The sequence below is a fragment of the Mycobacterium sp. 852013-50091_SCH5140682 genome (genome assembly GCF_001665685.1).
GTDB lineage: Bacteria > Actinomycetota > Actinomycetes > Mycobacteriales > Mycobacteriaceae > Mycobacterium.
In genome coordinates, this window is record NZ_LZTB01000108.1 from 1 (window position 1) to 6651 (window position 6651).

At 67.9% G+C, this 6651-nt stretch carries 8 protein-coding genes; 3 read left to right on the forward strand and 5 right to left on the reverse strand.

Annotated features, from left to right (window positions below; all coding sequences use genetic code 11):
• The first annotated feature begins 331 nt into the window (after positions 1 to 331).
• Genes pdhA through A5784_RS28130 form a run of 3 tightly spaced genes read left to right on the forward strand, consistent with a single transcriptional unit; the run spans position 332 to position 3706 of the window.
• Complete coding sequence (pdhA, locus tag A5784_RS28120) at positions 332 to 1423, forward strand: pyruvate dehydrogenase (acetyl-transferring) E1 component subunit alpha (protein ID WP_064948157.1); 1092 nt, start codon at positions 332 to 334, stop codon at positions 1421 to 1423.
• Between the two features lie 34 nt (positions 1424 to 1457).
• Positions 1458 to 2522 (forward strand): alpha-ketoacid dehydrogenase subunit beta, encoded by a 1065-nt coding sequence (locus tag A5784_RS28125; RefSeq protein WP_064948158.1) that lies wholly within the window; start codon positions 1458 to 1460, stop codon positions 2520 to 2522.
• Positions 2519 to 3706 (forward strand): dihydrolipoamide acetyltransferase family protein, encoded by a 1188-nt coding sequence (locus tag A5784_RS28130; RefSeq protein WP_064948159.1) that lies wholly within the window; start codon positions 2519 to 2521, stop codon positions 3704 to 3706. The genes A5784_RS28125 and A5784_RS28130 overlap by 4 nt, the downstream gene beginning before the upstream one ends.
• A 6-nt stretch (positions 3707 to 3712) precedes the next feature.
• On the opposite strand, the gene A5784_RS28135 is transcribed toward A5784_RS28130, so the two are convergent.
• The 5 genes from A5784_RS28135 to A5784_RS28155 form a co-directional block, all read right to left on the reverse strand.
• On the reverse strand, positions 3713 to 4465 hold the full coding sequence (locus A5784_RS28135; protein WP_064948160.1) for an enoyl-CoA hydratase: 753 nt from the start codon (positions 4463 to 4465) through the stop codon (positions 3713 to 3715).
• A 132-nt stretch (positions 4466 to 4597) separates the two neighbouring features.
• Positions 4598 to 4954 carry a hypothetical protein gene (locus A5784_RS28140; protein WP_156750823.1) on the reverse strand — a complete coding sequence of 119 codons (357 nt, stop codon included), beginning with the start codon at positions 4952 to 4954 and terminating at the stop codon, positions 4598 to 4600.
• A gap of 36 nt (positions 4955 to 4990) precedes the next feature.
• Positions 4991 to 5332, reverse strand: coding sequence for a hypothetical protein (locus A5784_RS28145; RefSeq protein ID WP_064948162.1), 342 nt, complete (start codon positions 5330 to 5332; stop codon positions 4991 to 4993).
• Positions 5333 to 5422: 90 nt separating this feature from the next.
• The gene (locus A5784_RS28150; protein ID WP_064948163.1) at positions 5423 to 6151 is read right to left on the reverse strand and encodes a hypothetical protein; all 729 of its coding nucleotides are present in this window, start codon (positions 6149 to 6151) and stop codon (positions 5423 to 5425) included.
• Positions 6152 to 6180: 29 nt separating this feature from the next.
• The coding region (locus tag A5784_RS28155) for an MspA family porin (protein WP_064948164.1) at positions 6181 to 6651 on the reverse strand (471 nt) is incomplete at its 5' end.

The following is a 6651-nucleotide window of genomic DNA, read 5'->3' on the forward strand; positions in this document are numbered from 1 at the left end:
GGCCCCGTTGTTCCCGTGGTTTATTTCCCCTGGGGACCAGTCGCAGACTCGAATGTTTTCGACCTAAAAGGTGCGAGTCTGCGACTGCTGGCGGGGTGTGCTGTTGCCGACACGCCTCCAATCCGTTATCAGCGTTGACCGCGGCCACATCTGATTCGGGCGCATAATGGCGGTGATGCCCCAGCGCTGCGACGTCCGAGCGATCGTCCAGCTAGCGCCACACCCAGGCGACTAGCCGGCGGCCTCTCACCAGGGGTTTGTTTGTACCGCCGCCGCGCTGAGCACCTCGCGGACCGACGGCGGAACATGCCGTCACCGAACAGGAGGCGGTATGGCTGAGCCATATGCGACGCCGCAGAGCGTCGAACAGGATCCGGTGCGGCTGGTCGAGGCCGACGGGTCACCGACATCCGAGACGCGCTACAGCCGTGATCTGCCGCCCGAAACGCTGAGCTGGCTCTACGAGTCGATGGTCGTGACCCGCGATCTGGACACCGAGTTCATCAACCTGCAACGCCAGGGCGAGCTCGCGCTGTACGCGTCGTGCCGGGGCCAAGAGGCAGCGCAAGTCGGCGCCGCGGCCTGTCTGCGCAAAACCGACTGGCTGTTCCCGCAGTACCGGGAGATCGGCGCCTTCCTGCTGCGCGGCATCACCCCCGGGCAGATCGGTGCGGTGTGGCGGGGTGCCTGGCACGGTGGGCTCGAATTCACCGACCATTGCGTCGCCCCAATCGCCATCGCGATAGGCACCCACGGCCTGCATGCGGTCGGTGCCGCTTTGGCCGCCGAACGGCTCGGTGAGGACTCGGTGACGGTCGCCTTCATGGGCGACGGCGCCACCAGCGAGGGCGACGCGCACGAGGCGTTCAACCTGGCGTCGGTGTTCAAGGCGCCGTGCGTGTTCTTCATCCAGAACAATCAGTGGGCCATCTCGGTCCCGGTCGCCCACCAGATGGCGGGACCGTCCATCGCCCACCGGGCCGTCGGTTATGGCATGCCCGGTATCCGTGTCGACGGCAACGACGTACTGGCCTGTTACGCGGTGATGGCCGAGGCTGCCGAACGTGCGCGCCACGGTGGCGGGCCCACGCTGATCGAGGCCGTCACCTACCGGATGGGTCCGCACACCACATCCGACGACCCGACTCGGTACCGGTCCGCCACCGAGGTGCAGGACTGGCTGACCCGCGACCCGATTGCCCGTTACCACAGCTATCTGGAATCCGTGGGGCTGTTCACCGAGCGCCTGCAGGAACGGGTTGCCGCACGGTCACACCGGCTGTGCGCCGAGTTGCGCGACACCATCGTCGGTGGAGCCGATCATGACCCCGCCGAGTTGTTCGACACCGTCTATGCCGAGATCACGCCGGAGCTCGCGCGGCAACGCGACGAGCTGTTGGCCGAGCTGGCGAAGGAGGCGTGAGCACAATGACGCCGCGGACGCGAGGAGCAGCACGATGACTCAGATCATTGACCGGCCTGCCGCGCAGGGCGATTCGCACGAGCCGTGGGGACCTATCCTGACCGCGGTCGGATTGCCGGCAACCACCGAACTGACGATGGTGCAGGCGATCAACCGCGCGTTGCACGATGCGATGGCGGCCGACGATCACGTGCTGGTGTTCGGCGAGGATGTCGCCACTCTGGGCGGGGTCTTCCGGGTGACCGAGGGATTGACCGAAACCTTCGGTGCAGACCGGTGTTTCGACACGCCGCTGGCCGAGTCGGCCATCGTCGGGCTGGCGATCGGGATGGCGATCCGCGGGTTCACCCCGGTGCCGGAGATCCAGTTCGACGGGTTCAGCTATCCGGCCTTCGACCAGATCGTCAGCCACCTGGCCAAGTACCGCATGCGTACCCACGGCGACGTCAATCTGGGTGTGACCATCCGTATCCCGTCGTTCGGCGGGATCGGCGCGGTCGAGCACCACTCCGAATCCACCGAGAGCTACTGGCTGCACACCGCCGGTCTCAAGGTGGTGGTGCCCGCGACGCCGTCGGACGCGTACTGGCTGTTGCGGCACTCGATCTCGTGTCCGGATCCGGTGATCTACCTGGAACCCAAGCGTCGGTACTGGGCGCGCGAAGCCGTCGACACGGCCACCCCCGGGCTGCCGCTCGGGCGGGCGGCGGTGCGACGCACCGGAACCGACGTCACGGTGATCACCTACGGCGGGTTGGTCGCCACCGCGCTGAGCGCTGCGAACCTGGCCGCCGAACGCGGCTGGAGCCTCGAGATCCTCGACCTGCGCACGCTCAACCCACTGGACTTCGACACGATCGCCGACTCGGTGCGCCGAACAGGCCGAGCCGTGGTGATGCACGAGGGGCCGCGCACCCTCGGCTTCGGATCCGAGCTGGCCGCGCGCATCTCGGAGGAACTGTTCTACGACCTCGAGGCACCGGTGTTGCGTGCCACCGGTTTTGACACACCGTATCCGCCGGCCCGGCTGGAGAAGCTGTGGTTGCCCGGTGTCGACCGGCTACTCGACTGCGTCGAACGTGCGATGGGGCAGCCGTGAACCGGGAATTCCTGGTTCCCGATCTCGGTGAGGGACTTCAGGACGCCACCATCACCGGCTGGAACGTGGCCGTCGGCGACACTGTCGCGTTGAACCAGACGCTGTGCACGGTCGAGACCAACAAGGCCGAGGTCGAGATCCCCAGCCCGTATGCGGGGCAGGTGCTCGAACTCGGCGGAGCGGCAGGCGACACGTTGGCCGTCGGAGCGTTATTGGCGAGGTTCGAAACCAGCGAATCGGCCCCGGCCCGCACCCCCACGAACGGCAGTGGCACGACGCGTAAGGCCGTTCTGGTCGGCTACGGCGCCGACGACTCGATGGACGCCAGCCGTCGTCAGCCTCCTGTCGCCGAATCCGGACGGCCGCGGGCGAAACCGCCGGTGCGAAAGTTGGCCGCCGAACTGCACGTCGACCTCACCGCGCTGGCACCGGGATCCGGCCCGGACGGCATCATCACCCGCGACGATGTGCTCGCCGCGGCCGGCGGCGCGGAACACCTCGACGTGCGCGGCGTGCAGGCCGAGATGGCGCGACGAATGATGCTGGCGCACAGCGAGATACCCGATGCGCACGCGAGTGTCGAGGTGGATTGCACTGCGCTGCTTGCCCTACGGGACCGGATCGTCGCCGCGGACAACGGACTGCCCGTCACTCCGTTCGTCCTCACCCTGCGGATGTTGGTGATCGCTCTGCGGCGTCATCCGATCCTGAACTCGACCTGGGTGGTCACCGACGAGCGTCCCCGTATCCATCAGCACCCTGCCGTTCACCTCGGGTTCGGCGTCGCCGCCCCGCGGGGCCTGTTGGTGCCCGTCGTCGCCAATGCCCAGCGTCTCACCACACGCGAACTGGCCCAGACGGTTTCGCGGCTCATCGACGGTGCGCGGGCCGGATCGCTGACGCCGCAGCAACTCACGGGGTCGACGTTCACGGTGTCGAACTATGGTGCACTCGGGCTCGACGACGGAGTTCCGGTGATCAACTACCCGGAGGCGGCGATTCTCGGCATGGGGTCGCTCAAGCCGCGCCCGGTGGTCGTCGACGGAGCCGTGACGGCCCGGCCGACCATGACGTTGACCTGCGCCTTCGATCACCGGATCGCCGACGGCGCACAGGCTGCCGCGTTTCTGGTGGAGCTGCGGAACCTGATCGAGGCACCGGAGTTGGCACTGCTCGACCTGTAGACCGAGCTACTTGCGCTTCGCCGCTGCCAGCCGACTGGCGAATTCAGGTGATTCGATGGAGGCGGCCTGCGGCCCCAACTCGGTGTCGACGGCGATCCGATGCTGATCGATGTCGATGACGCCGGGGTTGGCGGTGGCCCGCATCGACGCCTTGGTGGCGATGACGACGTCTCGCGGCGCGCTCGCGGGGCCGGCCGCGAGCTCACGGGCCGCGCCCACCGGATCGACGGCAATGCTCAACGCCAGGCCGTGGCGCAGTGCCGCGTCGGCGTCGAACCGCATCCCGAACAGCAGCGCGGCCCGTGCGACCTGGGGCCCGACCGCTCGCTGCAGCATCCAGGTGGCGCCCCCGCCGGGATGGATGCCGAGCTTCTGGAAGCGGGGATCGAACAGTGCACCCGGTCCGGCGATCCGGACGTCCGCGGCCAACGCGAGGTTCAGGCCCGCACCGACGGCAGCACCGTTGACCGCCGCGATGGTCGGCAACGTGCAGTGCGCGATGGCCAGGAAACCGTCGTAGATCTTGCGTAAACCGTCCTCGGTGGCGGCGCCCAGCGCGGTGAGATCCGCACCGGCGCAGAAAGCTCTGCCGGCCCCGGTGACGATGATGGCGTGCACACCCGGGTCGGCTTCGGCGCTATCGACCGCGGCCCTGAGGGCCGCTGACATTTCGAAGGTGACTGCGTTGCGGCGCTCGGGATCGTTGACGGTGATGAGCGCGATGCGGTCGGAGATGTCGAGTAGGACGGATTCGGCCATGGCGTGAGCGTAGCCCTTGTGCACCCCGAGTAGTCGACGCCGCAGCTTCCTACCCGATAATGAAACGATGTTGGCCGACAACGGCGTCCGCGTAATGGATGGGATCTCCTGACCCGTGCTGGACACGAATCATCACGGCGAAGCCGCCGAAACCAGGCCGTGGCACGAGCGCCCCACCGCGGTCGCGCTGGCCGGTCTCGGCGGGATTGTCGCGATAGTGGCGTTGATCGTGGCGGTTCTCATGACCTCGCAGCACTCCAGCGAGCCACCCCCACCTGTCGACTCGCCGGGATCGACCACTGCCACAACGTCGGCGACGACGTCGCGCACCACGTCGACCACGACGTCGTACCCGCGCCCGTCCGGAGCCGTGAGCACTTCCGATACCCCGCCACCACCGCCGGTCGAGGCTCCACCGCCGGTCGAGGAGGCGCCTGCGACGACCACGGCTCCCGCCACGACCACGATGTCGAATCCGTACCAGAGCACGACAGCGCCCAACGGCGCGGCGTTCTGACGGTCAGCTCAGCCGAACCCGATACCGATACCGCCCCAGACACCCGAGTCGTCGGGTTCGTTGAGGCACGAAACATCCACGTACACAGTGGTATTGGAGGGTACGACGCCAGGGGAGCGGTCGGGATTGTGGACCGCGGTGACTTTGCACCGTGCGAGGGGCTCGTTGCTGACGCCGCTGACCCAGTTGATCTGGACGTTGTAGCCCTTGGCGGTGAGATCGTTGATGGTGTCGGCGGCTGACTGGGCGCCTGCGCGAGGGTCAGCGGCCGCGGCCGCGGCGTAGCCAAGCGATATGCCAAGGGTGGCAGCGGTTATCGCGAACAGAGCGCGTTTCGGTCGAACTGACATCGCGGCCTCCCGAGAGCTGGACTGCGGATGCCCTATCCAGCATAAACGTTCGGGCAGCGTCCGGATATCACCGAACGCTGCCCGAATGTCTCACGGTGCCGGCGGTGCGCCGGGCGGCGGCGGGATCACCGGCGCGCCCGGGGCCGGCGGCGGCCCTGCGGGATTCGCCGGGTCCGGCAGATTCTCGCCGAGGCCCTGTGGAATGTTGGTGCCAGGCGGGGGCGCGGTACCCGGAAGAGGTTCGCCCAGTTGCTCTTTGGGCACCTGGCCGAGCATGCCACCATGCAGGTTGCCATTGCGGTACAGAGTGTGGATCTGCCGGAGCCAGTCCAGCCCGGAGATGTCGGAGTTCTCCTGACCGGGCTCGACACCGACGACGGTCCCCTGACCGGGCGCCGCAGGCTTCTCGTTCTGCGGGAAGAAGTTCCCGTTGTTGAACGCCCGGAGGTTCGGCGCGTTGGTGGGCGGGCCCGCACCAGGTGCCGAGGGAACCGTGTATTGCCCGAGCAGGGCACCCGGGCTCATGTCGATTCCGTTGGGAACACCCAGCTTGCCGGGGGCCGAGTCATCGCCGCTCTGGGCCAGAACTGACAGCCCATTCGGTCCGAGCGGTGCGCCCGCGACGGGCACCTCCGGTCCGGGCGGAGGCGGCGGTTCTGGGGCCGGGGCCGGGGCGGCCACCGCCGGAGGGCCGGGAACATCCGGTGGGGGTGCCGGATCGGCGGCGGCGGTTGCCGAGCAGGCAACCGCCGCGCCGACCGCGAACAGCCCGGCTGCGGCGAGGGTGGCCACGGTGTTCTTGACCGAGTTCTCGCTCATGCCTTCGTGTTTCGCTTTCACTCGGATTGTCAGACGGCCTTGGTGACGCCGTAGTACGCGACCACATCATCGGTGTCGGTGGTGGAGCTGGTCAGCGTCGCGTACGAGCGCAGGAAGGACTGCCCGACGCAGCCGTCGACCTTGATGTGGACGTCCTTGAGGGTGACGCGCACGGGGGCGGCCTTGAAGGACTTCTTGTCCACCGAGACGTTGGTGACGGTGCCAGGCTTGGGGTGGATCTCCAGGGTGCCCGACAGCGGCATGCTCACACCGGTCGGGATGATGCCCGCCAGCGTCGAACCCGACGTGCTCAAACCGATCGACCCGATCAGACGGACCTGACCCAGTTCGATGCCGCAGCCGATCTGGTAGCCGGTGTCCAGCGTGCCGCCGGTGAGGGTGGTGGAACCACCGCCGGTGACAGTGCCGGTGAAGGTGCCGGCGACCAGGTATTCACGCGAGGACGCGGCGGTGGTCAGCGGGGCGATGGGCAGCTGGCT